This window comes from Arthrobacter sp. Y3225116, from assembly GCF_059091245.1.
Genome location: NZ_JBNHGL010000270.1, coordinates 1 through 3,637, shown reverse-complemented (window position 1 = coordinate 3,637; position 3,637 = coordinate 1). Strand labels below are relative to the sequence as shown.

Annotated in this window: 3 protein-coding genes; all 3 read left to right on the top strand. The window is 67.7% G+C overall.

Going from position 1 to position 3,637, the window contains the following annotated elements:
- On the top strand, positions 1 to 1,134 hold a 1,134-nt coding region (locus tag AC5RV2_RS15900), incomplete at its 5' end, for a leucyl aminopeptidase (protein ID WP_494093137.1).
- Positions 1,135 to 1,315: 181 nt separating this feature from the next.
- A complete protein-coding gene (gene lpdA, locus AC5RV2_RS15895; protein ID WP_494013827.1) occupies positions 1,316 to 2,698 on the top strand; it encodes a dihydrolipoyl dehydrogenase in 1,383 nt (460 codons plus the stop codon).
- Positions 2,699 to 2,809: 111 nt separating this feature from the next.
- Positions 2,810 to 3,637, top strand: an 828-nt coding sequence (locus tag AC5RV2_RS15890; protein WP_494093136.1) for a biotin/lipoyl-containing protein, incomplete at its 3' end; no start/stop codon positions are given.

Genomic DNA, 3,637 nt, shown 5'->3' with positions numbered 1-3,637 from the left:
GTCGCCGAAGGCGCCGCCCTGGGCGCCTATGACTTCAGCGATCACCGCACCCGGGCGGCCGGGGCCCGCGGCCCGGTGGCGGAAGCCATTGTCATCACACCGGTTGCCGGCGACAAGGAACTGGCGAAGGCACTCAAGCGGGCCTCGGTGCTGGGACGGGCCGTCAATGCGACGCGCTCCCTGGTCAACCAGCCGCCGAGCCACCTCTACCCGGAGACGTTCGCCGAGGCGGCCACGCAGATGGCCAAGAACCTGCCGGTCAAGGTCACCGTCCTGGACGAGAGCCGGCTGGCGAAGGACGGTTACGGGGGCCTGACCGGCGTCGGCAAGGGCTCCAGCCGCCCGCCACGCCTGGTCAAGGTGGAATACGCTCCGGTCCGGGCCAAGGCGAAGCTCGCCTTCGTGGGCAAGGGCATCACCTTCGACTCCGGCGGCCTCTCGCTCAAGCCGGCCACCGGCATGATGACCATGAAGTGCGACATGGCAGGCGCGGCCGTGGTGCTGAACGCCGTCCTGGCGATCGCCGAGCTGGGACTGCCGGTGAAGGCCACGGCGTGGCTTTGCCTGGCGGAGAACATGCCGTCCGGCACCGCGTCCCGGCCCTCCGACGTCTTAACCATGTACGGCGGCAAGACGGTGGAAGTGCTGAACACCGACGCCGAAGGCCGGCTGGTCATGGCCGACGGACTGGCCGCCGCCAGCGAGGAACATCCCGACGTCCTGTTGGACGTCGCCACCCTGACGGGTGCGCAGATGGTCGCGCTGGGAAGCCGGGTGGCCGCGGTCATGGGCGAAGAACCCGTGCGTGATGCCGTCAAGGCCGCCGCCGACCGGGCGGGGGAACTGTTCTGGCCGATGCCGCTGCCGGAGGAACTCCGTCCCAGCCTGGACTCGCAGGTGGCAGACCTGTCCAACATGGGCGACAAGTACGGCGGCATGCTGACGGCCGCGATCTTCCTGCGCGAGTTCGTGGGCGAATCCGGCGGCGTGCGCATCCCGTGGGCCCACCTGGACATCGCCGGCCCGGCCTTCAATGAAGGATCCCCGCACGGCTACACCCCGAAGGAGGGCACCGGCGTCGCCGTCCGCACGCTGGTGGCCTACGCCGAGGATGTAGTGGCCCGCAGCTCCTAAAGGCCCGCGCCCCGCGGCTCGCCCGCGTGAATCCGCACACAATCCGGCCTGTTGGGGCCGTCACCAACTAGATGATGGTATGCGGGAGGGCTAAGGTGAGACCCAACCAACTTCGTTCGTCAACCCCAATCAACTCATCGACGTGTCACCACACGTTGCGAACACGCGAGGGAGCGTTCACGTGGCCGATTCGGCAACAGCGCAAGAATTCGACATCCTGATCCTCGGCGGCGGCAGCGGCGGCTATGCCGCTGCCCTCCGCGCCGTGCAGCTGGGCTTCAGCGTCGGTCTGGTGGAAAAGGGCAAGCTCGGCGGCACCTGCCTGCACAACGGCTGCATCCCCACCAAGGCGCTGTTGCATTCGGCCGAGCTGGCCGACCACGCCAAGGACGCCGCGAAGTACGGCGTGAACGTGAGCCTCGATTCCATCGACATGGCCGCCGTCAATGCCTACAAGGACGGTGTCATCGCCGGGAAGTTCAAGGGCCTGACCGGCCTGGTCAAGTCCAAGGGCATCACCGTCATCGAAGGCGAAGGCAAGCTCGTCGGCAAGGACACCATCGAGGTCGGCGGCACCGCCTACAAGGGCAAGAACATCGTCCTGGCCACCGGCTCCTACTCCAAGACCCTCCCCGGCCTGGAAATCGGCGGCAAGGTCATCACGTCCGACCATGCCCTGAAGATGGACACCCTGCCCAAGAGCGCCGTGGTGCTCGGCGGCGGCGTCATCGGCGTCGAGTTCGCCTCGGTATGGAACTCGTTCGGCGTTGACGTCACCATCGTCGAGGGCCTGCCCTCGCTGGTGCCCAACGAGGACCCGGCCATCATCAAGCAGCTCGAGCGCGCGTTCAAGAAGCGCGGCATCAAGTTCAACACCGGCGTTTTCTTCGAAAAGGTGGAACAGAACGACGACGGCGTGGTGGTCACCCTCGCCGACGGCAAGACGTTCCAGGCCGACCTGATGCTGGTTGCCGTCGGGCGCGGACCGAGCACCGCAGGCCTGGGCTTCGAGGAAGCCGGCCTCACGGTTGACCGCGGCTTCGTGATCACCAACGAGCGGCTGCACACCGGTGTCGGCAACATCTACGCCGTCGGCGACATTGTTCCCGGCGTCCAGCTGGCCCACCGCGGATTCCAGCAGGGCATCTTCGTGGCCGAGGAGATTGCCGGCAACAAGCCGGCCCTCATCGAGGACATCAACATCCCCAAGGTCACCTACTGCGATCCGGAGATTGCCTCCGTCGGCCTTAACCAGCCGCAGGCCGAGGAGAAGTTCGGCAAGGACAACGTGGAGACCGTCGAGTACAACCTGGCCGGCAACGGCAAGAGCTCGATCCTGGGCACCAGCGGCATGATCAAGATGGTCCGCGAAAAGGACGGCCCCATTGTGGGCATGCACATGATCGGCGGCCGCATCGGCGAGCAGATCGGCGAGGCGCAGCTGATCGTCAGCTGGGAAGCCTACCCGGAGGACGTCGCGGCGCTCATCCACGCGCACCCCACGCAGAACGAGGCCCTCGGCGAGGCCGCCATGGCGCTGGCCGGCCGCCCGCTGCACGGCTAACAAGCCCTCCCCTGGTGCACCCGTCCCCGCCGGGCGGGTGCACTAGGCTCAAGACAAGACTCGATGTACCGGCCAGGCCGGAAAATAGACTCAAAGGAGAACGGGCACCACATGTCTGAAACCGTGAACTTGCCCGCCCTCGGTGAAAGCGTCACCGAAGGCACTGTGACCCGCTGGCTGAAACAGGTCGGCGACCGGGTCGAAGTCGACGAACCCCTGCTCGAGGTTTCCACCGACAAGGTCGACACCGAGATCCCCTCTCCGGTAGCCGGTGTGATCGAAGAGATCCTGGTCGCCGAGGACGAAACCGCCGACGTCGGAGCCCCGCTGGTGCGCATTGGCGACGGTTCCGGCTCCGGCGAGGCAGCCGAAGAAGCGCCGGTGGCGCAGCAGGAGGCTGAAGCCCCCCAGCAGGAAGCCCCCGCTCAGGAGGCCCCGAAGCAGGAGGAGCCCCGGCAGGAAGCCCCCGCCGAGGAGGCTCCCGCCGCCGGTTCCGGCGAAGGCACCGAAGTCACCCTCCCGGCATTGGGCGAAAGCGTGACCGAGGGAACGGTCACCCGCTGGCTGAAGCAGGTGGGCGACACCGTCGAGGTCGATGAGCCGCTGCTCGAGGTCTCCACCGACAAGGTCGACACGGAGATCCCGTCCCCGGTGGCCGGCACGGTCCAGGAAATCAAGGTCGCCGAGGATGAGACCGCAGAGGTCGGTTCGGTGCTCGCCATCATCGGCACCGGTGCCGGCCCCGCCAAGGCGGAGCCGAAGGAAGCCGAGCCGGTGGCCGCGGCGCCTGCCGAGGAACGCGAAGCCCCGGTGGCTGAACCGTCCGCCGAACAGCCTGCCGCAGAAGCCCCCAAGGCCGAGGCTCCGAAGGCCGAGGCTCCGAAGGCCGAGGCTCCGGAGGCGGCAGCCCCCCAGGCAGCCCCGGCCCCTGCCGAGCCC